This window comes from Martinezella sp. CNPSo 3890 (assembly GCF_057784455.1).
In genome coordinates this window covers 394,724-418,910 of sequence record NZ_JBXSOR010000003.1, presented here as the reverse complement: position 1 = coordinate 418,910, position 24,187 = coordinate 394,724, and the positions used below count along the sequence as shown (strand labels likewise).

21 protein-coding genes and 1 other RNA gene are annotated in these 24,187 nt (G+C 59.5%); 14 read left to right on the top strand and 8 right to left on the bottom strand.

From position 1 onward, the window contains the following. Positions 1–158: 158 nt before the first annotated feature. Both AC13RC_RS11915 and metF read left to right on the top strand, forming a co-directional pair. Positions 159–1,184 (top strand): ArsR/SmtB family transcription factor, encoded by a 1,026-nt coding sequence (locus tag AC13RC_RS11915; RefSeq protein ID WP_145316689.1) that lies wholly within the window; start codon positions 159–161, stop codon positions 1,182–1,184. 1 nt (position 1,185) lies between these two features. Next, positions 1,186–2,088, top strand: a complete 903-nt coding sequence (gene metF, locus AC13RC_RS11910; protein WP_113390590.1) for a methylenetetrahydrofolate reductase [NAD(P)H] — start codon at positions 1,186–1,188, stop codon at positions 2,086–2,088. A gap of 413 nt (positions 2,089–2,501) precedes the next feature. Here metF and AC13RC_RS11905 read toward each other — a convergent pair whose 3' ends face one another. From AC13RC_RS11905 to AC13RC_RS11885, 5 genes are all read right to left on the bottom strand, one after another. After that, complete coding sequence (locus tag AC13RC_RS11905) at positions 2,502–3,428, bottom strand: DMT family transporter (RefSeq protein WP_488557239.1); 927 nt, start codon at positions 3,426–3,428, stop codon at positions 2,502–2,504. Positions 3,429–3,571: 143 nt separating this feature from the next. Further along, on the bottom strand, positions 3,572–4,816 hold the full coding sequence (locus AC13RC_RS11900) for a lytic murein transglycosylase (protein ID WP_488557238.1): 1,245 nt from the start codon (positions 4,814–4,816) through the stop codon (positions 3,572–3,574). A gap of 79 nt (positions 4,817–4,895) precedes the next feature. Continuing rightward, positions 4,896–5,687 carry a glycoside hydrolase family 25 protein gene (locus AC13RC_RS11895; RefSeq protein ID WP_488557237.1) on the bottom strand — a complete coding sequence of 264 codons (792 nt, stop codon included), beginning with the start codon at positions 5,685–5,687 and terminating at the stop codon, positions 4,896–4,898. 214 nt (positions 5,688–5,901) lie between these two features. After that, on the bottom strand, positions 5,902–6,576 hold the full coding sequence (locus tag AC13RC_RS11890) for a class I SAM-dependent methyltransferase (protein ID WP_113390593.1): 675 nt from the start codon (positions 6,574–6,576) through the stop codon (positions 5,902–5,904). Beyond that, positions 6,573–7,820 carry a BtaA family protein gene (locus AC13RC_RS11885; protein WP_488557236.1) on the bottom strand — a complete coding sequence of 416 codons (1,248 nt, stop codon included), beginning with the start codon at positions 7,818–7,820 and terminating at the stop codon, positions 6,573–6,575. Before AC13RC_RS11885 ends, AC13RC_RS11890 begins: the two co-directional genes overlap by 4 nt. A 192-nt stretch (positions 7,821–8,012) precedes the next feature. Here AC13RC_RS11885 and AC13RC_RS11880 point away from each other — a divergent pair, with 192 nt between their 5' ends. After that, positions 8,013–9,401: a serine hydrolase domain-containing protein gene (locus AC13RC_RS11880; protein WP_488557235.1), complete on the top strand. Its 1,389-nt coding sequence runs from the start codon at positions 8,013–8,015 to the stop codon at positions 9,399–9,401. A gap of 28 nt (positions 9,402–9,429) precedes the next feature. Here the strand turns inward: AC13RC_RS11880 and AC13RC_RS11875 are convergent, their stop codons facing one another. The 3 genes from AC13RC_RS11875 to AC13RC_RS11865 all read right to left on the bottom strand — a co-directional run bounded on the left by AC13RC_RS11875 (position 9,430) and on the right by AC13RC_RS11865 (position 12,695). Next, positions 9,430–10,593, bottom strand: coding sequence for a transglycosylase SLT domain-containing protein (locus AC13RC_RS11875; RefSeq protein ID WP_488557234.1), 1,164 nt, complete (start codon positions 10,591–10,593; stop codon positions 9,430–9,432). 134 nt (positions 10,594–10,727) lie between these two features. Further along, the gene (locus AC13RC_RS11870) at positions 10,728–11,363 is read right to left on the bottom strand and encodes a LysE family translocator (protein ID WP_069612548.1); all 636 of its coding nucleotides are present in this window, start codon (positions 11,361–11,363) and stop codon (positions 10,728–10,730) included. A gap of 120 nt (positions 11,364–11,483) precedes the next feature. Then, the gene (locus AC13RC_RS11865; protein ID WP_488557233.1) at positions 11,484–12,695 is read right to left on the bottom strand and encodes a pyrophosphate--fructose-6-phosphate 1-phosphotransferase; all 1,212 of its coding nucleotides are present in this window, start codon (positions 12,693–12,695) and stop codon (positions 11,484–11,486) included. A 274-nt stretch (positions 12,696–12,969) separates the two neighbouring features. On the opposite strand from AC13RC_RS11865, the gene AC13RC_RS11860 reads away from it, so the two are divergent. From AC13RC_RS11860 to AC13RC_RS11810, 11 genes are all read left to right on the top strand, one after another. Further along, entirely contained in the window at positions 12,970–13,680 is a 711-nt protein-coding gene (locus AC13RC_RS11860) for a J domain-containing protein (protein ID WP_113332898.1), read from the top strand. Continuing rightward, positions 13,677–14,438, top strand: a complete 762-nt coding sequence (locus tag AC13RC_RS11855; RefSeq protein WP_113332899.1) for an N-acetylmuramoyl-L-alanine amidase — start codon at positions 13,677–13,679, stop codon at positions 14,436–14,438. The genes AC13RC_RS11860 and AC13RC_RS11855 overlap by 4 nt, the downstream gene beginning before the upstream one ends. 267 nt (positions 14,439–14,705) lie before the next feature. Then, the gene (locus AC13RC_RS11850) at positions 14,706–15,263 is read left to right on the top strand and encodes a lytic transglycosylase domain-containing protein (protein WP_145316710.1); all 558 of its coding nucleotides are present in this window, start codon (positions 14,706–14,708) and stop codon (positions 15,261–15,263) included. 78 nt (positions 15,264–15,341) lie between these two features. After that, entirely contained in the window at positions 15,342–16,535 is a 1,194-nt protein-coding gene (locus AC13RC_RS11845; protein WP_488557232.1) for an NAD(P)/FAD-dependent oxidoreductase, read from the top strand. Positions 16,536–16,602: 67 nt separating this feature from the next. Continuing rightward, positions 16,603–17,002: RNase P RNA component class A (gene rnpB / locus AC13RC_RS11840), an RNA gene on the top strand. A gap of 430 nt (positions 17,003–17,432) precedes the next feature. Further along, positions 17,433–17,873 (top strand): division/cell wall cluster transcriptional repressor MraZ, encoded by a 441-nt coding sequence (gene mraZ, locus AC13RC_RS11835; protein ID WP_488493599.1) that lies wholly within the window; start codon positions 17,433–17,435, stop codon positions 17,871–17,873. Between the two features lie 14 nt (positions 17,874–17,887). Then, complete coding sequence (gene rsmH / locus AC13RC_RS11830; protein ID WP_488557231.1) at positions 17,888–18,913, top strand: 16S rRNA (cytosine(1402)-N(4))-methyltransferase RsmH; 1,026 nt, start codon at positions 17,888–17,890, stop codon at positions 18,911–18,913. Position 18,914: 1 nt separating this feature from the next. Next, a complete protein-coding gene (ftsL, locus tag AC13RC_RS11825; RefSeq protein WP_113332903.1) occupies positions 18,915–19,436 on the top strand; it encodes a cell division protein FtsL in 522 nt (173 codons plus the stop codon). Next, entirely contained in the window at positions 19,436–21,190 is a 1,755-nt protein-coding gene (locus AC13RC_RS11820; protein ID WP_113351960.1) for a peptidoglycan D,D-transpeptidase FtsI family protein, read from the top strand. The genes ftsL and AC13RC_RS11820 overlap by 1 nt, the downstream gene beginning before the upstream one ends. Before the next feature lie 66 nt (positions 21,191–21,256). After that, positions 21,257–22,720 carry a UDP-N-acetylmuramoyl-L-alanyl-D-glutamate--2,6-diaminopimelate ligase gene (locus AC13RC_RS11815; RefSeq protein WP_488557230.1) on the top strand — a complete coding sequence of 488 codons (1,464 nt, stop codon included), beginning with the start codon at positions 21,257–21,259 and terminating at the stop codon, positions 22,718–22,720. After that, positions 22,717–24,177, top strand: coding sequence for a UDP-N-acetylmuramoylalanyl-D-glutamyl-2,6-diaminopimelate--D-alanyl-D-alanine ligase (locus AC13RC_RS11810; protein ID WP_488557229.1), 1,461 nt, complete (start codon positions 22,717–22,719; stop codon positions 24,175–24,177). The genes AC13RC_RS11815 and AC13RC_RS11810 overlap by 4 nt, the downstream gene beginning before the upstream one ends. The last annotated feature ends 10 nt before the right edge of the window (positions 24,178–24,187 follow it).

Sequence of the window (24,187 nt, the reverse complement as noted above, 5' to 3'; positions counted from 1 at the left end):
GTCCGGGGTTTTTCTTTGTCTTGGGGCAGGACGCATATATTCCCCAGCCGACAAAAAATAACAGATTTCCGACGCCCTGCCGGCGTCTTCGGTGATTAGCCCTTGCAGAGTCTATTCAAATCACATAAAGATATCTTTATATCTTGATTGGGTGTGAAATGACGGATCTGGTTAAACTCGGCTTGGATGACGTAGTAGACGTGCTGAAGGCGGTCGGCGAGCCGACCAGGCTGCGTCTTCTGGCGCTACTGGCGGCCGGCGATCTCACAGTGACCGATCTTACCGAAATTCTCGGTCAGTCGCAGCCTCGCATTTCCCGGCATCTCAAGCTGCTCGGCGAAGCCGGTCTGATCGATCGTTATCAGGAAGGCGCCTGGGCTTATTTCCGCCTGAAGCAGGAGGGCAAGGCCGTGACGCTCGCCCGCAGCCTTCTGCGCCATACCGCCGAAAAGGATACGGTGCTGCTGCGTGACGGGGAACGTCTCGCCTCCGTAAAGCGTATCCGCGCCGAACGCGCGCAGGCCTATTTCAGCCGGAATGCCGCCGAGTGGGATGAGCTGCGTCGTCTCCATGTCGCGGATGAGGATGTCGACAAGGCGCTGATCGATCTCATTGGTCCGCAACCGATCGACTCCTTTCTCGATCTCGGCACGGGTACGGGCCGGATGCTGCAGCTCCTGGCCGGCCACTATCGTCGCGCCGTCGGCATCGATGCCAGTCGTGACATGCTGGCCGTTGCGCGTGCCAATCTCGACCGGGCCAATATCACCGCTGCCTCGGTGCGGCACGGCGATATTTTCAACCTGCCGCTCGAGCAGCAGGATTTCGATCTCATTACCATCCATCAGGTGCTGCACTTCCTTGATCAGCCGGAGGTTGCCATTAATGAGGCGGCGCGAATGCTGCGGCCCGGCGGCCGGCTTGTCATCATCGACCTCGCGCCGCATGGGCTTGAATATCTGCGTGACGAACATGCGCATCTGCGTCTCGGCTTCTCGCATCAGGCCATTTCGGATTGGCTGAAACTGGCGGGGCTGGATGTGGAGCGCGTGCAGGATCTTCATTCGGGGAGGGAAGGCGGTCAAGCGCTGACCGTGACCATCTGGCTGGCGCGCGACCCGCGGTTGCTGATTGCGTCCGACCAGGGCCACCAGTCATCCCCCATTCTTGCCGGGAGAGTTTGACATGTCTTCGAGATCAGAAAGCCATAACGCGGGTATCCGCATCTCCTTCGAGTTCTTTCCGCCGAAGTCGGAGGAGGCCGAGCAGCAACTGTGGAACACCGTTGACGAGCTCAGCGATTGGGACGTTGAGTTTGTTTCGGTTACGTATGGGGCAGGCGGTTCGACCAAAGCGCCGACGCTTTCTGCCGTGCGCAAGATGATCCATGAGACGCCGTTCACGACCGCATCGCATCTGACCTGCGTCGGTGCCACGCGTGAGGACACGCATCGGGTGATCGACGAGTTTCTGGCTACCGGCGTTCGCCGTTTCGTCGCGCTGCGCGGCGATCCGCCGGGTGGTGTCGGCGCGGCCTATCAGCCTCATCCGGGCGGCTATGCCAATGCTGCGGAACTGGTGCAGGCTTTGCGCGAGCGCGGCGATTTCGATATTTCCGTCTCTGCCTATCCTGAAAAGCATCCGGAAAGCCGCGATACGGCAGCCGATATCGATATGCTGAAGCGCAAGGCGGACAATGGTGCCGACCGGGCCCTGACGCAGTTCTTCTTCGATAATGATGCCTTCGAGCGTTATCACGATCGCGTTCGCGCCGCCGGCATCAAGATTCCCGTTGTGCCGGGCATCATGCCGATCCAGAACCTGACGCAACTCAAGCGCTTCGCCGGCGCCTGCGGCACGAATATTCCGGCCTGGCTGGACGAGCGTTTTGATGGTTTGGACGAGGATGTCGAGGAGCGCGCCAAGGTCGCAGCTGATGTCGCCGCCGAGCAGATCCAGGATCTGGTGCGCCGTGGTATTCACGAGTTTCATCTTTATACAATGAACCGTTCGGCACTGGTTTCCGCCGTGCTTGAACGGCTGGGCCTTGAGCGCAAGGTGGATGCGCGGGCCGGGGCGGCCGCCTAAAGTACGTCGCGCGAACTCATGAAAAAGCGCATGTCCGGCGGGGCATGCGCTTTTCTAATGAAACAGAGGTTTTGTTAGCTTTTCGGAGTTTGGTCGTTTGCGTATTTCGCCGAAGCCGTCAGATGAAGAGCATCGTCACGACGAAAGCGAAGGCCGCACCGACCACTAGGACGTTGATGGATCGCGTTAATCCCATGTCTTCCTCCTCAGTCAGCCGTTAAATTTTATGTCGAAAATGTGTTGCTTGGAAAGAACATTCGATGCTGCGGCGCGGTATCGAATTCGCGGTGTGATTCATGAGCTTTCGGCAACATTTTGATATTGCGTTATAAATGTCGATTGCTGGCTCAATGACGGGCTGTGAATAAATATTAATATGTTGTGACTGCGGACCATCTGAATGGAGCAGGAGATCATATTTCCCGCGTTTTGACGCCGCGTTTCATCCACATGAAAAGCCGCCCATCGAGGACGAGCAGACCTGCGGCGATGAGCAGCATGCCAGCGATTTCGGTCGGCCCCATTCGCTCGCCGAGAAAGAGGAAGCCGAGCAATAACGCGCTCGGCGGCACGAGCAGAGTGACGAGGGAGGTGTTGGTGGCGCCTGCAAGCTCGATGATGCGAAAATAGAGGATGTAGGCGAAAGCGGTCGACAGCAGCGCCAGGCCGAGAATCGCGGCAATTGCCGTCACCGGCGGGGTGGCAAGCATCCAAGGTTGATCGATCACCAGCGCAACCGGCAGCATGATGAGGAAGGAGCCTGTCAACTGGCCCGCTGCCACAACCGGCGGCGCGATGCCCTTGAAGCGTTTGGCATAAATCGCTGCGAATCCGTAGGAGATTGCCGCCAAGATCGGCAATATGAGTGCCCAGAAGGGTACCGAGCCGCCGCTGGTAACGCTCGGTCCGAGCAACACGATCGTTCCGAGAAGGCCGGTGAGGCAGCCGACCAGCTTGGCCGATGTCAGGCGCTCATCCGTTGTCAGTTGATTGCCGATCAACACGGTCCACATCGGCGTCGTCGCGTTTAGGATGGATGCGAGCCCGGCACCCATTTGCGTCTGGCCGCAGAAGATCAGCGTATGCGGTATCGCATTGTTGATTAAGCCCAGTAGCAGAAATTGCGGCCAATAACGGCGCAGGGACTGATAGATGTTTAGGCGACCAGCCAGATAGAGATGCAATGCCACGGCTGCCAGCGACAGGCGCAGAAAGACGAGCGTGAAGGGCGGCACGTGGTGAACGGCGATACGGGCGAAGAAGAACGAACCACCCCATATCAATCCGAGCAACAGCAGCAGTCCCCAGGTCGAGGCGCTCATTCGATGTTCGCCGTTCATGGCATCTCTCCTCTTTCGATGCATTTAAACCGGAAGAGTGCGGGCTCTCCACCCGTTTCTTGCTATTTTGCCCATGGGCGTCAGGGGAGCAGATACAAAAAGGCGGCCTGGAGCCGCCTTTTTCGATCGATATATGGAGGAAATCAGAGTGCGTTAAGCAGTGCTGTCGTTGCCCAGCCATCGGCCGGCATACCCAGGCGGAACTGTTCCTTCTGGATCGCGACACGCGTGCCGGAGCCGAGGATGCCGTCGATCTTGCCGACATCGTAGCCGCGGGCCACGAGCTTGGTCTGAAGTGCCTTCATGTCTACATCGTTCAGGCCCGGTTCGGGATTGCCTTTGTTATAGGGCGGAGCGCCGGCAAAGCGCGTCGCGAAATAGGCGGCCGAGGTCGTGTAGATAAACGACTGGTTCCAGCCGAGATAGGTATTGTAGTTCGGATAGGTCAGGAAGGCAGGCCCCTTGCGACCCTGTGGCAGGATGAGGGCAGCCGGCAGGGAGCCGAAACTCGTATTGCCGTCGCGGGGGCTGACGCCGAGCTTGAACCAATCGCCCGCGGTCAGCGGGCCGCCGATGCCGGATTTTTCCCAGGGAAGATTGTCCGGAACCGTCACCTCCTGCAGCCAGGGCTGACCGCGCTGGAAGCCGAGGTGCTGGAGGAATCGCGCTGTCGTCAGAATGACGTCAGGTGCGCTGGTCTTGAGGTTGACATGGCCGTCGCCATCGCCATCCGTGCCATAAGCGATGATATCGGGCGGCAGCATTTGTGTCTGGCCGATTTCGCCGGCCCACGCACCCGTCGTCGTTGCCGGGTCGACATCGCCGCGCTGGACGAGCTCGATCAGCGCGATCAGGCGCGGGCGGAAGAAATCCGGCCGGCGGCAATCATGCGAGAGAGTGACCAGCGCGTTGCGGGTGTTGAAATTGCCCTGGACGGCGCCGAAATCGGTTTCCATCGCCCAGAAGGCGGTGATGACGCCGGGAGGCACGCCATAGTCCTGTTCGGCCTTGGCGAAGACGTCGGCATATTGCTTCATCTTCTGGCGGCCGATGTCGAGGCGACCCTGGCTGACGGTGCGCTGGGAGAATTCGAGGAAGGTTTGACGGAAGACGCCCTGGCTGCGGTCCATGGCAAGAACCTTCTGGTCGATCTGGGCGCCGGCGAGCGTCTTGTCGGCGGCTGCAGCATCCGCGCCATCCGCAATCGCTTCGGCCTTTATGCCGGCCAGAAATGTCGTGAGATCGCCGCCGCAGGCTACTTTTGGAGTGGCATCGCTGCTCGCGGGCGGCACTGTGGCCGGAGCCGCGCTTTGAGCCAATGCCGCACCGGTCATGGCTGAGGCGAAGAGCAACGCAACAGCGCCGCGTCGAATGGTGTGACGATCCATGAGCGATCCTTTCCAGTGATAGAATAGGGTCGCTTTCACAGAAGATTGTGACATAAGCAAGAGAGAATTGGGTGCAGTCTCAAGAATTTCCTTGCTTCTCTACTGCCGCTACCCAGTTGTGCCAATTTTGTTCGGAACCGGCGAAAACATTGATATCCGTCGGACCTTTGATGCCGGGGATGACACCCGTAGACGTATATTGCCAGAAGGCCCAGTTGCGGTCGGCATAGGTCTCTTTCGGATGCTTGGCAACGGAGCGAACCCAGAAGTGATAGTCCTTGAAATAGCCGACTAGATTTTCGCGATGGAAATCGACCGAAGTATAGATGATCGGGCGCTTGCCATAATAGGCCTGCAGGCGATCCATAAAGCGTTTGATCTCGCTGCGTACCGTTTCAGGCGCTGGTCTGGTCTTGCAGGTGGGGGAGCCAGGATTCCATTCGACGTCGACGACGGGTGGAAGCGCCATGGCATCCTTCGGCACGTTGCGGATGAACCAATCGGCCTGCTCATCGGCCGTCGAGCAGAAATAGAAGAAATGATAGGGCGCATGCAGAAGTCCCGCGGCGCTCGCTTCATTCCAATATTCAGTGAAGCGAGGGTCGATCCGATCCTTACCCTCGGTCGCCTTGATGAAGACGAAGGCGACGCCGGAACCCTTGACGGCTTTCCAATCGATATCGCCCTGCCACTTGGAAATATCGATGCCATGGATGGGATGGCGCTGCGGGTGATCGCGGCCGAAATCCTGTGGCTTCGTATCGGCGAACCTGGTCTTGGGGAGGGCCGCCGTCGACAGGGCATCATAGCCCGTCGTGCAGCCAGTCAAGGCAAGAGCGAGCGGCAGTAGGCATGCCAGAAGCCGGCGCATAGATATCCTGTTATGGCGCGAGTGATCTTGCTGCCCCAAGACTTGGCTTCCGTAATATGGTCCCCGAGAATCCGAAAGAGCGGCAGACCATACCGTTGCCAGCTGGTCTTGCCACTTTATTCACCATATCAACGTAAAAAATGCGTTATCTTCAAGCAAATTCTTATGCTTGGTGTCTTACGAGGCCGGATTTTGCGCTGGAATCCATCGGCACTCAGGCGGCGTGCCGTGCCGCCACGGCTCGCCAGGCGTAACCGCGGCCGATTCTTTCGGTTTTCACCGACATGCTTCGCGCTGCAGCCTTCTCTTCGAGCACCGTCAGAAGATCGGCGCGCGGAGTGACGTGGAATTTCTTCAGCCAGCCTTTGAGCATGGCGCGGAACCAGCCCGGCAATCCCTCCTGCTGGCCGAAATCGACGATGTGAAGCTCGCCGCCCTGCGCGACTGCGTCGAGCGACGCGTCGATAGCCCTTGTCCAGTCGGGAATCATCGAGAGCGCGTAGGAGATCATCACACGGTCGAAGCCATCGGTGCCGAAATCGGCGGGTGAAAAGGCTGTAGCGTCGGCGACGCGAAAATCCGGCATCTGTTTCAAACCACGGAAATTGCTGCGTGCCGAGATCAGCATTTCCTGCGAGATATCGAGGCCATAGAGGTGGGCGGACGGGAAGCGCCGATAGGCGAGCAGCATATTGCGGCCTGTGCCGCAGCCCACTTCCAGGAGGGAGCCACCGACGGGCACATTCAGCTGTTCGATGGTCCGATCGCGGCCGAACAGGTAATATTTGCGGGTCAGATCATAGATGTGACGCTGATAGCGGTACATGCCGTCCATCAGCTTGGCGTGGTTGTTCGCGCTGGTTTCTATGCCTGTATCCGCCTGGCTCACGCTTTTTTTCCGTAGATATGGAAGCCGCCGTAGATGGCCGAACGGTCACGGGTGTTGAGTTCCTGTGAGCGTTCTTCGAAATAGACCCACTGATCGCGGATCGCTGGAGAGAGGCGGCCCTCAATGATGCTCTTTTCGGCGGCCGTGCGGAAGATGACGCGGGCGTCTTCGCGCGCCGTGCGGGTAATCTCCGCCCAGAGGCCATTGAGCTGCTCATCGGTCATCCAGTCCTGCGCATCGAGCAGGACATAGCGATCGCGCGAGGCTGCCGGCTTCGAAGCGAGAAGCTCGGTGAAATTGGCGTGATGGACGCTCACACGATCGGCATTGGCGCGAATCGCCGCATAGTGCTCCGGCTTGAGATAGGTGGGCAGGGGGCCTTGGTGCTGGGCAGCGTAGCGTCGCGAGAATGCCTGCCAGGCGAAGTAGTTGTCACGCATCGGGAAGTGACAGGCTAGCTTTTCCAGGCGGTGTTTCAGCACGGCGGAAATGGAATCGTCACCGGCCAGGCTTGCAAGCTCGTCATATTGCTGCGGCGGGATGCCGAGGCCGAAGAGCGAGCTTTTGCGGCCGAGCAGCCAGCGGACCGCTTGCTTGTCAAAGATCGGAGCGATCTCCTCTTCAAAGAACTGACGCTGCTCGCGCATCGTGCGGGCTTCCGTCATCTTGTCGAGGCGGACGCCGTGCAGGCGTGCCAGTATATGGGCGGCGCCAATGAACCGGCCGAGAAGGCCGGTCTTGTAGATATTGCGGTTGAAGACCGTGATGCGGCGGCGGCCATAGAGATCGCGACCATTCCAGTAGTCCGCCGTTGCCGCGTCGAGGCGAGGCGCGATGAACTGATCGTAGGCCTGGCTATTGGCCGCGATGCCGGGCGTTCCGAAGAAGCGCACCAGGTCCGCATGGCCGGGAAGCAGGCGGAAGGCTGCAAGCTTCAGCTTGTTCAGGGCAATGTGGTGGCGATTGAGATCGACGACATCGATGGATGCGGGATTTTGCGAGAGGTAGGCGAGCATGTTGCAGCCGCCCGAACCGATGGTGACGATGCGATGATGCGCCTGCAGCTCCATCGCCTCCATATCGATATCCGGATCCTCCCAGATCTGCGGATAGACAAGGCCGGAAAACAGCATTCCGAACAACCGCTCGGAGAGACCCGCTTTGGACAATGCCTTGTGCTGCAGCAGAGCGTCCTTGAGTTTCCGGTTCTTTTGGAGACCGGCATCCGGGGCGAATTCCGTCATCTGAGTCTTGTCACCGATTTGTGAAGATCAGGGCGTTTAACCCGGCAATGCTACAGTCTGATGACGCGGGCTGTTGGCAGATCCGGCGGAAAAGCATCCTTGCACATATTTAAGGAGCCCTGACCATCATAGGTCTTTCATCTTGCTGCGTTTCCTGATTGTCTCCGCCTACCTTTCTGGAGGGTATGTAATATGCGTTTGATATCGAGAGTGATCGCGGCTCTGGTTGTTCTGCTGCTGATCATTGTCGCCGGCGGGGCCGTCTGGCTCTCTCTTTACCCGCCGGAATTGCTGAAGGTTGGCGATGGCTACGCGGCAAAGATCGTCTGCTCCAATACGTTCGTGGCCAAACGGGACCCGGAAAAAGTGATGGAGGAGGATGTGCAGGCTCCCGGCAATCCGGCATTGAAGCTCATTCGCGTCTATGTCGACCGGGACGAGGGCGTGGTCACGGCCCGCTTCCTTGGACTGTTTGCGCCGAACCGTGCGCTCTATCGGGGGGCGCTCGGCTGCGCGCTGGTGCCGGACGGTGATCTGCAGGCGGCCCGCAGCGCCGTCTTCCTCAACAAGGTCAAGGCGCCGAAGAGCGACGCTGTGTGGCCGGATGGGGATACGGTAAACCTCGGTCAGGGCGATGTCGGGAAGAAGCTCGCCGATATCGTATCGAATCTGGATCTCGCCGGGCCTGCCATGCGCGCGATCGTTGTCGTCAAGGACGGGCGCATTGTCGCCGAGTCCTATGGCGATGGCTTCAGCAAGGCAACGCCGCTGATCGGCTGGTCGATGACCAAGACGGTCAATGCCGCCATCATCGGCCGGCTCATGCTGGCCGGGCGTATGTCCTTCGACGATCAGAATCTTCTGCCGCAATGGAGCGTGGACCCACGCAAGGATATCAAGCTCAGCGATCTTCTTGCCATGGAGAGCGGCCTTGCCTTCAACGAATCCTATGGCACCGTATCGGACGTTACACGCATGCTCTATCTCGATCCGGACGTGACCAGTATCGCAGCCAACGCGCATCAGTTGGCTGCGCCCGGCGAGCGTTTCAGCTATTCCAGCGGTACGGCAGCGCTGCTTTCGCGCCTCTGGATGAACCGACTGCCCAATCTGAGCGCTGCCATCTCCTATCCGCGCGAGGCGCTTTTCGGGCCGCTCGGCATGTACAGCGCCGTTTTCGAGGCCGATGAGCGCGGCACCTTCGTCGGCAGCTCCTATCTCTATGCCAATGCCCGGGACTGGGCGCGCTTTGGTCTCTTTCTGCTGCAGGATGGGGTCTGGAATGGGCATCGCCTGCTGCCGGAAGGCTTTGTCGGCGCCATGCGCACGCCGACAAAGGCTTCCGAGGGCGTTTACTCGCAGGTTCAGGCCTGGCTTGCAGGCCCCGGCGGCTCCAATGTGCAATTTGGCCTGCCTGCAGATACCTTCTGGATGACCGGCCACGACGGCCAAACGATCGCAATCGTCCCGTCGGCCAATCTCGTTGTCGTGCGGATGGGGTTGACGCCGACCTGGGCGTATTATCGACCGCAAATCCTGGTGAAGCGGATCATGGATATAATAAAACCGGCCGCGAACTAGGCCGGCTTCTCATAAGGTTTTGGTAAAATCAGTAATTGCCGTTGGCGACGTCCGTCAGGCCCTTGCGCTTGGCGTCGTAATAATAGCCACGGGCATAGAGCTGCACGGCATTGGCTTCCTTGTTCTGAGCCTTGCTGTCCGCCGTCATCCAGGCACCGCGCAGATATTTGGCGGCGTATTTGATGTTGGTTTCGGCGTCGAGGAGACCGGACGGCGGGCCTTCGTAGCCCATGGACTTGGCCGTATTGTACTTGATCTGCATCAGGCCGAAATATCCGGCGCGATTATAGGCTTTCGGATTGTAACGGCTTTCGCGGTGAACGACGCGATGAATCAGGGATTCCGGAATTTCGTAAAGCTTGGCGTATTTCTGGATGAGCTTCGAAACGTAGCCCTTCTCCGCCGCCGGGACATCGGAATCGTAATTTGGAGTGTTGGTGGTGGTCATGACAGCAGGAACGACCGTCGGGCCGCTGCTGTCGAAATTGAAGTCATAATGCATGCGGTTGTCCGCATAGCGCGGAATGCCCATCTGGGCGGGCGTGGCGAAGGCGACCTCTGCCTGTGCCATCGAATTCGGACGCGGCGTCGGCACGGCAACCTGAATGGCTGCCACATCCGATGTCATCGGAATGGTCGGCTCGCTCTGAGCCACGGAGGCGGAAACTGGCGTGAGGGCAGCATCGCCGGGACGTGCCGGATTGGGCATGGGGATCGCGACCACGGAAGGCACCAGGGGCACGTCGGATGCTGCATAGGCCGCTGCGGCTGACGTGCTGCCGGCGGGCGCGCCCGTTGCTGCAGCAATTGCGGCGGTTCCCTGATTGGCAGCGTTCGCCACAGGCGCGCCGAAGCGTCCCTGTGCGGCATCCATCTGCTGCTGGCTTACCGTTGCTGCTGCCACGTTTGCAGTGCCCGGAGCAAGGCGGCCGGACTTTGCCATTGCCATTTGTTGCGGCTGCTGCGGGCCGATGAAGCCCGGTGCTGCTGCGACCATTGCGGCGCCTGCAGGTGCTGCTGCGCCAGTTGCGGTCAGGGTCGTATTCGGATGCGGCACGTTGGCGTGTGCCGACGGGAGTTCTGCCTGAGACGTCTGCTGCTGCTGAGTGCTTGCGCACCCGGCGAGAGCGCCGCACATCATTGCCGATAAGGCAACGCTGCGCTTCAGGCTGGGAAATCCGATCGTTACCATTCTGTCACTTTCGAAAAAACCAAACCTAATTTCGATGCAATTCGGCCACAGGACCGCCAAATTCGGTCACAGGATCGATAAAATTATGAATCCCCATTAACCTATCCGTGATCGCCTCGCAACCCTGCACCGGCTCAGGCGGCCATCCGGCGGTATCCGGCGGTCACTGCGCCGGCTGCAATCAACAGGGTTCCGCCCGTTCTGTTAACGGCGCGCTGCACGCTTGCCTTGCGAATGAAGCCGCGCGCCAGGTCGGCGACGAACACGTAAATGAGTGAGTTCAGCGCCGCTAAAGTGAGGAAAGTTGCCTCCAGAATAAGCGTTTGCTGAAGAAATGGCTTCGACATGTCGAGAAATTGCGGAACGAATGCAATGAAAAAGACGATGCTCTTCGGGTTGAGAGCCGTTACAACATATGCGTGTAAGAGAATTTTTAACGGTTTTTCCTCTGGGAGATTGTCATTGTCGCCGAGAGGACCCGTCACAATCGGGGCTCTCCAGAGCTTGATTCCGAGGAAAACGAGGTAGGCTGCGCCGATCAGCTTAAGAATCGTGAATAGTGTCGCTGATGTGGCGAGGAGGGCGCCGAGACCGGCTAGCGACGCGGTCATCGCGGTGAAATCGCCAAGCGTCACGCCCGTCACCGTTGCCAGGGCCGTCTTGCGGCCGTGGCCGAGCGCATAGGATATGACAAGGAGAATGGTCGGACCCGGTATGGCCAGCATGATGCAGGATGCGGCGGCGAAAGCGAGCCAGGTTTCGATGGACATAGAATCCTCCTCTATTCCTCTTCCGCCGTCAGCAAAGACATTGGATTTGCGATCCGTCAATCCGCCTGATTGCCAATCAGGCGGATTGACCACCGATTAAGCCGATTGATCGCCGATCGGTCAGGCTTGTGAGTACTTCTGCCCGATATGGTCCATGACTTCGGTGAACCAGGGAGTGGAGATATCGAAGGCCTTGCCGCCCTTGATGCGCGGGAATTCGATGACGCGCAGCTTACCGCCCTGACCTTCATCATGTCCCGTGACGCCGGACACCTTATTGAGGGCACTTTCCACCGCGAGGTCGACCATCCCCTGAATCAGGCGCAGGTCCTCGCCGTTTGCGGGGGCGGAGCGTGCGAAATAGCCCGACTTCTGTACCATCGAGCGTTCGGCGCCGATGATCGCTGCGAACTGTTTCTGAAACCAGCCGCCGACATTGATCGTGTCGATCTTTACGTGGCCGAAGGCGTCGCGCTTGACGGTTTCGCCGGAGGCTTCCCGTTCGGCAACGATGGCGTCGAGGCCGGCACCTTCCGATACGAAGAGCGTCACCTGGCCGGTCTTCTCCATGATATTGCGCAGGCGTTCGCCTTCCACCTCGATATCGAATGCCATTTCCGGCAGATAGAGGCCGTCGATGCCCTTCATCTCGGCGTTCATCATGAAGCCTTCGACATATTCGTTCGCGCTGCTCTTCTGGATATAGGCGCGCGCGGTTGCCGCCGTCAGCCAGCCACAGTGGCGGCCCATCACTTCATGAATAACGAGCGTTTTCGGCGCTGCGGTCTGTTCGTTGCTGACATTGTCGAAGAAGTGAGCGCCGACTTCGGCGGCTGTCCAGGCCCCGAGGGACTGACGGATCGGCACGATGTCGTTATCAACAGTCTTCGGCAGGCCGACGACGGTCAGATCATAGCCGTTGGCGCCAAGATAGGCAGCAAGATCGGCCGCCGTCGTATTGGTGTCGTCGCCGCCGATCGTGTGAAGGATGGTCACACCGTCGGACGCCAGTCGCTCGGCTGCGACGCGCAGCGGGTTTTCGCCTTCCTTGACCAGGCCGCGCTTGACGCAGTCTGCGATGTTGGTGAGCTTGACGCGGCTGTTGCCGATCGGCGAGCCGCCATAGCGATGCAGCAGATAGGCGCGCTCGCGCATGGCCTGCGTCACCTCGATGCTGTCACCCAGCAGAACCCCCTGATAGCCGGAACGATAGGCGATGATGTCGAGATCGGGCGCCACATCGCTATAGCGCTGGATCAGCCCGCCAACGGCAGACGAAAGGCAGGGCGCCAATCCACCGGCAGTGAGCATTGCGACTTTCTGTTTGGCCATGGGGATCCTCCTTGCAGACAAGCTGCTTCATTTCAATGGTTGCGGTGGAATGGATGCGACAGGCAGGCAAGGGTGTAAAGTAAAGAATTTAAGAAAGCGGCGGTTTGTTCCGTCTTCAAAAGCGGGGCGGGGCGATTGGACGATAGTTCGCATTTGCAGCATCATTACCAAATTGTGAAAAGTGTTTTCGGGCTTGCGACGAATGGACTGCTTGCAATGGCAACCATTATTTGATCAAGGTGTTCTACTGTTTCAGTAGGATATAGAGACCGGCATGTCGTTCTGGGAAAAATTGCTGAATGCTATCGGTAGCACTGCCGGCAATGCCCTGTCGGCGGTGGTCGAGGCTATTCGCACCGTCTTTGAAGGCGATCCGGAAACGCGCCGTAAGGTGGCATTTTCCGTCGCCATAATCGCTCTTTCCGCCAAAATGGCGAAAGCAGACGGTGTGGTGACGGAAAACGAGGTCAACGCGTTCCGCGAGATCTTCGAATTTCCGCCCGATCAGGCGAAAAACGTCGCCCGTCTCTATAATCTGGCGCGCCAGGACGTGGCCGGTTACGAAGCCTATGCGGAGCGGCTGTCCTCCCTTTGCGCGACCTGCACGAAGAATTGCCCCGTGCTGGAAGACGTACTCGACGGTCTCTTCCATATCGCCAAGGCAGATGGCCTGATCCATGAGAAGGAAATGGATTTCCTTCAGCATGTGGCCGAAATCTTCCATATGAGCGAAGAGCGGTTCGAGCAGATCATGGCGCGCCATGTGAATGTTGGCGGCCGCGATCCCTACAAGGTGCTCGGCGTCTCGCGCCAGGACGATTTCCCGACGATCCGCCGTCGCTACCATGGCCTCGTCTACGAGAACCATCCGGATCGCCTCGTGTCGCGTGGGGTGCCGGAAGAGTTCCATGCCATTGCGAACGAACGCATGGCGGCTCTGAATGCGGCTTATGCCGAGATCGAGAAAGAACGCCGCGCAGCATGAGTGCATTCAAGGCCGATTTCGCTCGCGCCCATGTGCAGCCTTCGCCGAACCATGGCGAGAGGCGGGATGGACGTCGGCCTGATATCATCCTTCTGCACTATACTGGTATGGGCACGGCTGAGGGCGCTCTCGATTGGCTCTGTCGTCCGGAGAGCCAAGTGTCGAGCCATTATTTCGTCTTCGAGGACGGGCGGATCATGCAGCTTGTTCCCGAAGAGCGCCGAGCGTGGCATGCGGGCAAGAGTTCGTGGCATGGCGAGACCGATATCAATTCATCGTCGATCGGCATCGAGATCGCCAATGCCGGCCATCCCGGCGGACTGCCTGAATTCCCCGATGCGCAGATCGAAGCGGTGATCGAACTGTGTCGCGATTGCGGCCAACGCTGGGCAATCGCGCCTGAACGGGTGCTTGGACACTCCGATGTTGCCCCTGTGCGTAAGGTCGATCCGGGCGAGAAATTCCCCTGGGCGCGGCTGGCTGCGGCCGGTGTCGGGCACTGGGTTGAGCCGGCTTCGATCACCGGCGGTCGCTTCTTCCAGAAGGGCGATGTCGGTCAGCCGATCGAGGCCTTGCAGTCGATGCTCTCGCTCTATGGCTACAGCACTGAAATAAATGGCGAATTCTCGGAAAAACTGAAGGGCGACGTTGAAGCCTTCCAGCGCCATTTCCGGCAGGAGCGAGTGGACGGCATTGCCGATTTTTCGACGATCGATACGCTGCATCGCCTGCTGGCCGCGCTGCCGCGCTATTCCTGAATTCGTTCCGTTCTGTCATCGGTGTTTATAGCCGGCTATAGATGCGAAAACGCGTAACGCCCTGCTGCGCCACAGCTTTTCCCTATTATCTCCGCATTGCATTGGTCTAACGACGCTCGCTGAACGGCGGTCGCGCCGTCTGGGTTTGTGTGTCGCGCGACCGTAGACGACTAATGGGGACTGTGCATTCCGGCGGCTCTTTTTGCCTCCAGCCGGACGTGATGGCTTGCGCTATCCGCGGTCCCGCCCCTGGAGACAAAAGACTACATGAAAAATTTGATTGTTGCGGCTGTGGCATGCGTGGGCGTGCTGCTGGCGGGATATGATTCTGCCTCTGCAGGCGAGCGCCATGCGAAGCAGAAAACGGTTCCTCTCAAGATCGTCAGCCGCACCACCGGCTTTCCGGTTCCCAATGTTCCCGCCGAATTGCGCGACGCCGAGACCTCCTTCGCACGGCAAAATCGCTATTCCGCACTGATTGCCAAATATGCCAAGCAGAACGGCGTTGCAGTTGAACTCGCCACTGCCGTCATTCAGATCGAAAGCAATTTCAATCCGAAAACTCGTGGAAGTGCAGGCGAAATCGGCCTGATGCAGATCAAGCCGGCGACCGCCAAGCTGATGGGCTATACCGGCCGCAGCAAGGGTCTCTACGATCCCGAAACGAACATCAAGTTCGGCATGAAATATCTTGCCATGGCGCAGGACCTTGGCGGCGGGCCGACCTGCAACACCATCCTCAAATACAATGCCGGCCACGGCGCCACGCGCATGAACCCGATCTCGAAGCGTTATTGCGGCAAGGTGCTTGCCCTTCTGGACTGACATTCATGCCAGGATTTCGGATAGGGCGGAATCGTTTTCCGTGCTATCGAAATCGCGGCTATGGATGAGGGTTACAGCATGGCAGCGGATTTCAGGTTCATCGTCGTTGGCCGGGGCATGATGGGGGCAGCCGCTGCCCGTCACCTGGCAAACCAAACGGACGGCGTTGCCGTCATCGGACCGGATGAACCTGAAGATCGCGCCAGCCATCAGGGTGTCTTCGGCAGTCATTACGACGAGGGCCGCATCACCCGCACGATCGATCCGGACACGAACTGGGCCCGTCTCGCAAACCGTTCGATCAGCCGCTATGCGGATATCGAACGGGATAGCGGCATTCAATTCTATGCTCCGGTCGGCTGCCTTGTTGTCGGGCCGGAGCGGGGCGGTGAAATAGCTTATGTCGGCGATGTCGTGGAAGCGGCCAGGCGGCTCGGCGTGCAAACCGATATCCTCGATGATGCCGAGCTCAAGGTGAAGTTTCCCTTCTTCTCCTTCGCATCGGGAAGCGAAGGGGTCTTCGAACCGCATGGGGCCGGCCATATCAGCCCGCGCCGGCTGGTCAAGGCACAATCCCTGCTGGCGGAAAAGGCAGGCGCGCGCGTCATCAAGCAGACGGCGCTGTCGATCCGCGACGAGGGCGGCCTAGCTGTCGTGACGACCGCCGAGGGCGAGACATTCAGCGCCGAAAAGATATTGCTCGCTGCCGGCGGTTTCTCCATTGCCGAGAATCTCTTGCCGCGACCTGTTGAGATGAAGGTTTATGGCCGCACGATCACTTTCTTCGAGGTGAGCGAGGCGGAAGCTCAAGCCCTCTCCGGCATGCCATCGCTAATATCGAAGGCGGCTGATGATTTGGACAGCATCTATATGCTGCCGCCGATCCGCTATCCGGACGGCAAATATTACATGAAGATCGGTGGCGATCCCGATGATTTGCAATTCACGACCGAGGCGGAACTGCGTGCCTGGTTCCGCACCGCCGGCCGCGACAAGGCTCGCGAGCATCTGGTGCGGATATTCCATGGGCTCGTTCCCGACCTGAGGCGGCCACCGGTTTTCACTAATTCCTGTGCCGTCTCCTATTCGCCAACGGGCTATCCCATGATCGGCTATACCTCTTCGCTGCGTGTTGCGGTTCTGACGGGTGGCTGCGGTACGGCCGCCAAGAGTTCCGATGAAATCGGACGGCTCGGGGCGGAACTGCTGCTTACAGGCCGAATCAAGGACGAAGGCTACAGCACGGATTTCTCAGCGCATTTCCGCAACTGACATCCGCTCTTCGCAAACCAGCATATTTCGGTGGCAATTGCGGGCGGTCTCGGTTAATGAGCCTGTGCCAGTTGGCCGGGCAGCCGCGCTTCATCAATGCCGAAAGGCGATGGGGTGAGGAAAGTCCGGGCTCCACGGAAACACGGTGCCGGATAACGTCCGGCGGGGGCAACCTCAGGGAAAGTGCCACAGAAAGCAAACCGCCCGATCTTCGGATCGGGTAAGGGTGAAAGGGTGGGGTAAGAGCCCACCGCGTCTCTGGCAACAGCGACGGCACGGAAAACCCCACCGGGAGCAAAACCGAATAGGGATGACACGGAGCGCGCAAGCGCTCCAGCCTGTTTCCGGGCCGGTCATCCGGGTGGGTTGCAAGAGGCGTCGCGCAAGCGGCGTCCCAGATGAATGGCTGCCACGTTCCGGTCTTGGCCGGAGCCATACAGAACCCGGCTTACAGGCCAACTGGCAAATCATCGCGTCACTTCGGGCGGCGCGTTCAACGCTTCCGCCAAATAATTTTCGAAGCTGCCGAATGCCCTGCATTTCAAGGCTTTCAGCCCTCGATAGGCGAGGGTTTTAACCTGTGAAAACAATCCGTTTCGGGACGTATCCTGAAGCCGATCCTAACCTTTCGTTAAACTTAACGTCTTATGAATATTCAGGCTGCGGCCACGTCTGACGTGGCTTCATCCCATTGACGCCCATATGGTCCCATGGTATCCCAAAAGAACACTGCACAAGGGCAAATCAGAGCCCAATTATCGCAAAGCCATGATTGCTCCCGTTCTGGGAGTGTCGAAGGGGTGTCGGCTCTTTCGGCTTGCGAAGCTGTGTCCGATTTTGGCTGTGCCTGTAAGCGAGTAGCGGCTTGCGGGTCATGGGGGACGGGTGTTTCGCGTCATGAACCGCTTCCTGTCAAATGCGACCAACCGGATCGATTCCAAGGGGCGGGTTTCCGTGCCGGCGGCGTTTCGTTCTGTGTTGGTCGAGCGCAATATCCAGGAGCTGTACTGCTTTCAGGATTTTGTGTTTCCGGCGATCAGCGTCGGTGGTCTCGATCTGCTCGATCGCTTCGAGCGGCAGATTGCGACGGACGATCCGTTTTCGCCGGCGGCAAACCAGATGTCGCTCCTCATTCACGGGGGCGGGGTCTTCATGAAGCTCGATGCGGAAGGGCGGCTGATGGTCACGGATTTCATTCGCGACTTCACCGGCATCGCAAGCGAAGTAACCTTCGTCGGTCGGGCGGATCATTTTCAATTGTGGCGACCGGAGGCCTTCTTGGCCTTGCAGTCGCAGGCACGAGAGGAGCGCAGGCTGGCGGGCGGGCGCTCGGAATAAAGCGGGGAAACGGAATGGCGGCGAATTCAGGCGGAGGTTCTTCTGATGCCGGTGGCGGACCGGTTCGTCACATTCCGGTTCTTCTTCGCGAGGTGTTGGAGGCGCTGGCTCCGGCGCCTGGCAAGGTCATCCTCGATGGAACGTTCGGGGCTGGCGGCTATACCTCAGCCATCCTTAAGGCTGGCGCCAATGTGATCGCGCTCGATCGCGATCCGACAGCGATTGCTGCAGGGCAGGCGCTGGTTTCTGCTCATGACGGCCATCTCAAGCTCATTCAATCGCAGTTTTCTCAGCTGGCTGAGCATGCTCCTGAAGGCGGTCTCGATGGCGTCGTGCTCGATATCGGCGTCTCCTCCATGCAGCTCGATGAGGCCGAGCGCGGTTTTTCCTTCAGCAAAAACGGCCCGCTTGACATGCGTATGTCGGCGAGCGGTGTCTCGGCCGCCGATGTCGTCAATCGCGCCAAGCTTGCCGATCTCATTCGTATCTTCGTGTTTCTGGGCGAGGAAAAGCAGGCGCCGCGCATCGCTCATGCAATCGAGAAGCGGCGTGCGGAAGCTCCTTTCGTGACCACTCGCGATCTGGCCGGTCTGATCGAGATCGTGACGCCGCGAAAGGCGAAGGACAAGATTCATCCGGCGACGCGGGTCTTTCAGGCCCTGCGGATTTTCGTCAATGACGAGCTCGGTGAGCTGGCTCAGGCATTGTTTGCAGCCGAGCGCGCCCTCAAGCCGGGCGGGCGCCTCGTTGTCGTGACCTTCCATTCGCTGGAGGATCGCATCGTCAAGAAGTTCTTCGCCGATCGTTCGGGTCGTGCTGCCGGATCGCGTCACATGCCGATCGTGAATGAGCGGCCCGCCACTTTCGAGCCGGTCGGCAAATCGATGATTTCTGCGAGCGCTTCCGAAGCGGAAGCCAATCCGCGCGCTCGTTCGGCCAAGTTGCGTGCGGGGGTTCGCACCTTGGCTCCGGCAGGGGCGGCAGATCTTTCGATCTTCGATCTGCCCAGTCTCGCCAGTCTTGGAAAGCTTGGGGGCTAAAATGCTGAAGACTTTTGACATTGTGCTGATCGGCGTCATGACGGCCATGGCCAGCGTGACCTATACGATCAAGCATCGTGCCGAGCTGAAGCTGGAAGAGGTTCGCCGCCTCGAATCCGAAATCAAGCTTGAGAGGGATACGATCGATCTCCTCAAGGCGGACTGGGCACTGGTTTCTCAGCCGAACCGGCTCGAACGCCTCGTCAACACCTACAACAGCGAACTTCAGCTGCAGCCGACGCTCTCGACAGCGATCGTTCAGCCAAGCGAATTGCCGATGTTGCGCTCGCAGCTTCCGCCGCCGACGGTAACGGCCTCCAACGATCCGAAGAGCGGCAAGGCAGGCGGTGCCAAGAGCGGCGCATCGGTGGCCTCGAGCAACGGCGATACGACGGATGCGCAGATCAGGAAGGCCATCGCCGATGTCGCAGCCGCTCCGGCGCCGCGACCGAAACCGCCTGCTCTTGCCAAGCGCAAGAAGCCGGATGTCGACAACATGGCAACGGGATCGGTGAGGGATTAATGTCTTTTCTTTCGCGCATCATGGTCCTGAAGAGCAAGGCCCATTTCTCCACTGACGGCAATAACCGCCCAAGCGACGGCTTTTCTCGTTCGAGCTTTGAGGGTGCGCGCAAGCGCAAGTCCAGTCAGGCAAAGAGCCGTGTCGTCCTGTTGGTCGCAAGCTTCGTCGCCGTCTATTGCGTGATCGGCGGCCGGCTTGTCCAATTCGCCATGACATTGCCTGAGATGACGTCAAGCATTCTGCCTCCGGATCGTCTGATGGCCTCGCGTCCTGATATCGTCGACCGTAATGGCGCCCTGCTGGCAACCGACATCCGCACGGTCTCGCTGTTTGCCGAGCCGAACAAGATCATCGACGCGGACGAAGCCGTCGAGGAATTGCGCAAGGTTCTGCCGGATCTCGATACCAAATCCACCTACAAGAAGCTTTCGGCGAAATCCTCGCACTTTGCCTGGCTCCGTCGGCAGCTGACGCCGAAGCAGCAGAACCAGATTTTGGCGCTCGGCATTCCGGGCATCGGCTTTCGTCCGGAGAAGCGCCGCTTCTATCCGGGCGGTACGACTGCCCCCCATATTCTCGGCTATGTCAACATCGACAATCGCGGCGTTGCGGGCATGGAGAAATATATCGACGACCAGGGGCTCGCCGACCTCGCTGCTGCGGGCATGACCAACGATCAGCCGCTGCAGCCGGTGAAGCTTTCGATCGATCTGCGCGTACAAGGCATCGTTCGCGATGCGGTCGTTAATGCCGTCAAGAATTTCCAGGCCAAGGGCGCAGGTGCCGCAGTCCTCGACGTTCACACCGGCGAGGTTCTCGGTATGGCCTCGGCTCCGGACTTCGATCCGAACTATCCGAACGAGGGCGCCACGGAAGGCTGGCTCAACCGCATGACGAATGGCACGTTCGAAATGGGGTCGACCTTCAAGACCTTCACCATGGCCATGGCGCTGGATGATGGCAAGGTGACGTTGCGGGACGCCTTCGACGCAACCAACCCCATTCGCATCGGCGGCTTTACCATCAAGGATTTCCACGGTCAGCGCCGCGTTTTGACGGTTCCCGAAATTTTCCAATACTCCTCGAACATCGGTACGGCCAAGATCGCCGATCTTGTCGGGATCGAGGGGCATAAGGAGTTCCTTACCCGTATCGGCCTGCTCACGAAGATGCAGACCGAGTTGCCCGAAGTGAAGATGCCGTCGCAGCCACGGGTCTGGAAGAAGATCAATTCTATCACGATCTCTTTCGGCCACGGCGTCTCGACGACGCCCTTGCAGACAGCCGTTGCGGGAGCAGCGCTCGTCAACGGCGGTAAGCTGATAGAACCGACCTTCCTGCCGCGCACGCGCGACCAGGCCGACGCCATCGCCAAGATGGTCGTGAAGAAGAGCACCAGTGATGACGTGCGCTTCCTGCTCGAGTTCAACGGCACCAGGGGCTCGGGTCGCAACGCCCGCGTTCCCGGCTACAATGTCGGCAGCAAGACCGGCACGGCCGACAAGGTGGTCAACGGCCGGTATTCCAATACGCTGAACTTCAACACCTTCATGGCCGTGTTTCCGATCGACAATCCGCAATACATCGTCATGACCTTCATCGACGAGCCGAAGAGCGGCGAGCGCGGCGGCGGGACGATTTCGGCCTTCACGGCATTGCCGATCGCCCGTGACATCGTTGCTCGCGCGGCGCCAATTCTCGGGGTACAGCCCAGTTTTGGAAAAGATGACTCGGCCTTGCTGGCGTCTTATTAAGCGTGAAAGAATACACACGTCGATTCGCGAGGGGCGGACTGATCGAGAAGGCGAAAAGTACATTCGATGAACTTGCGGGATATTGCCGGAAATGAGTTTCCGGAACTCAACACACATATTGGCGGAGCGCTTGGCGATCTTGAGATAAGCGGGATCTCCGCCGACAGCCGTAAAGTGGCGCCGGGCATGGCCTTTGTCGCCGTTGCCGGCACGAAGGCGGATGGAGCAAGTTTCATCGCCGATGCCGTTTCGCGCGGTGCTTCCGTTATCGTTGCGGGTCACTTGGCTGATGCCGGTAATGTGCCGCTGCTGCAGGTTGACGAGCCGCGCCGGTTCCTCGCTGTCACCGCGTCCCGTTTTTACGGACGCCAGCCGGGAACTATGGTGGCAGTGACGGGTACGGCCGGCAAGACTTCGGTTGCTTCCTTTACACGCCAGATTTGGGCTTATGCCGGCCATCCGGCCGCCATGATCGGCACGACGGGCGTCGTTTCGCCGACCCGCAACGAATATGGCGCACTGACGACGCCCGATCCGGTGTCGCTACACAAGTTGCTGGCCGAACTGGCGGAGGAGGGCGTTACCCATGCGGCGATGGAAGCATCCAGCCATGGCCTCGACCAATTCCGGCTCGACGGCGTGAAGCTTGCTGCCGCTGCCTTCACCAATCTCGGCCGCGATCACATGGATTACCATCCAACGGTCGAGGACTATATGGCTGCCAAGATGCGGCTGTTCCGCGACTTGCTGCCGAAGGGGTCGCCGGCTGTTATCTTTGCCGATGACGCCTGGTCCGCGCAGGCGATTGCCGCCGCCAGAGACGCTGGGCATGATGTCCGCACCGTCGGGCGCAAGGGCGATTTCCTGACGCTGAAGCGCGTCGAGCATTTTCGCCACAAGCAGATCGCCGAGGTCCATGTCGGCGACGACATCTTCGAAGTTCATATCCCGCTTGCCGGAGATTTCCAGATCGCCAATGCGCTGGTCGCTGCCGGTCTCGCGATCTCGACGGGTATTGCCGCGCCCATCGCCATGGCAGCGCTCGAAAAGCTCGTCGGTGCGTCCGGCCGCCTGGAGCTGGTCGGTCATACGCATGACGGCGCGCTCGCCTATGTCGACTATGCCCATAAGCCGGATGCGCTGGAAAACGTCCTGAATTCGGTGCGGCCGTTCACGACGGGCCGGGTCATCGTCGTCTTCGGCTGTGGCGGTGACCGCGATCGCGGCAAGCGTCCGATCATGGGTGAGATCGCCTGCCGTCTTGCCGATGTCGTCATTGTTACCGACGACAATCCGCGTTCCGAGGATCCGGCGACGATCCGCTCGGAGATCATGGCGGCTGCCGCTTGCGCGACGGAGATCGGCGATCGCGCCGAAGCGATCCGCAAGGCTGTCGGCCTGCTGAAATCCGGCGACACGCTGATCGTTGCCGGCAAGGGGCATGAGGAAGGTCAGACGATCGGCAGTGTAACGCTGCCGTTCTCCGATCATGCCGAATTGCGCAAAGCATTGGAGGATTTGAAGTCTTGAGCTGGCTATGGACAACTGAGGATCTGATCGCTGCAATCTCGGGCCGCTTCGTCGGATCGCTGCCCGCTGGTATCACGGGCATTTCCATAGACAGTCGTTCCATCCAGCCGGGCGAGGCCTTTTTCGCCATCAAGGGCGATCGCGTCGATGGTCATGACTATGCCAATATCGCTATGGCGAACGGCGCCGCCTTCATCGTTATCAGTGAGGCACGCTTGCCTGCGATGGGCGGCCTGGCCGTGCCGAAGGTGGTCGTCGATGACGTCTTGGCGGCGCTTGCGCGGCTCGGTGTTGCCGCCCGCAAGCGTACGCAGGCGAAGATTATCGCCGTCACCGGTTCGGTCGGCAAGACGACGACTAAGGAGATGCTGCGCCGCGCGCTGACGCCTTCGGGCAAGGTGCATGCCTCCGTTGCTTCCTTCAACAATCATTGGGGCGTGCCGCTGACATTGGCTCGCATGCCTGAGGATACCGATTTCGGCGTTTTCGAGATCGGCATGAACCATCCCGAAGAGATCAGGCCGCTGGTCAAGATGGTGCAGCCGCATGTCGCGATCATCACCACGATTGCGCCGGCCCATCTCGGCAATTTCAACAGCATCACCGAGATTGCTGCCGCAAAGGCGGAGATATTCGACGGTGTCGTGCCGGGCGGTCATGCCATTCTCAATCACGACAACGATCAGTTCGAGATGCTGGAGAAGGCTGCCATGGCGGCCGGCATCGAGCACATCCATAGCTTCGGCCAGCATGCGAAGGCCGATGTGCGCCTCGCCGAATTCAATGCTTCGGAAGAGAATTCGACGCTTTGGCTGACGATCGGCGGCGAGACCATGGAAGTGGCGCTTGGCGCCCCTGGTCGTCATATCGCGGAAAACGCGCTTGCCGTGCTGGGCGCCGTCATGCTCGTGGAGGCCGATCTGGATCGGGCGGTCGATGCGCTGGCCGACCTGCAGCCGGAAAAGGGCAGGGGCCAACGCCACAAGCGCGCGATCGGCAACGGCTACTTCACGCTGATCGACGAAAGCTACAACGCCAATCCTGCCTCCATGCGCGCGGCCATCGCGTTGCTGGCGACGACATCGCCGCATGCGGGACCAGGCGGACGGCCGGGCAGGCGGATCGCCGTGCTCGGCGACATGTTGGAAATGGGGGATTATGCCCAGCGCGTGCATGCCAACCTTGCCGGGCCGCTGCTTGCGGCTGGCATCGAGCATGTCTGGCTGGCCGGTCCGGAGATGGCGGCTTTGCGGGATGAGCTGCCGGAAAGTGTTCATGTCGAATATCACGAGACGACTGAGGAGCTCTCGGAATTCGCGCTCAATTCTGTCGCCCCCGGCGATGTCTTGATGGTGAAATCGTCGCTGGGAATGGGGTTCGGAAAGATCGTCGCGGGCTTGCTTGACAAATTTCCCGCATTTTCCGACACGGGCCCCCACACCCATCAGGGGCTTTAGAAAGGGCTCT